This window comes from Pseudomonas sp. K5002, from assembly GCF_013386655.1.
GTDB lineage: Bacteria > Pseudomonadota > Gammaproteobacteria > Pseudomonadales > Pseudomonadaceae > Aquipseudomonas.
On record NZ_JACARK010001667.1, the window covers coordinates 1 to 368 of the forward strand.

Annotated in this window: 1 protein-coding gene; it reads left to right on the forward strand. The window is 65.2% G+C overall.

Going from position 1 to position 368, the window contains the following annotated elements; genetic code table 11:
- Positions 1-368 (forward strand): FimV family protein (locus HX846_RS38595; RefSeq protein WP_372242081.1); only part of this gene is annotated, 368 nt, incomplete at both ends.

The window sequence follows — 368 nt, forward strand, 5'->3', positions numbered from 1 at the left end:
GCCGTGGCGGCAATCAGCTCGCCGGCAAGGCGCAGCTGGACGCGACCAAGCGTACCCAGGCGGGTAATGCGCCGTCGCAGACCAATACCAAGGACAATTTGAGCCTGGTCTCGGCCGAAGCGGCCAGGAAGGGCGGGAAGGGCGCGGCGGGCGACAGCCGGGCCTTGAACAACAAGCTGGCGGTGACCCAGGAAAGCCTGGATTCGACCCGTCGCGAGAATGAAGAACTGAAAAGCCGCATGGCTGACCTGCAAAGTCAGCTGGACAAGCTGCAGCGGCTGATCGAGCTCAAGAATAACCAGCTGGCCAAGTTGCAGACCCCGGGTGGCGCTGCGGCGCAGCCTGCTGCAACGGCGGCGATGCCGGCC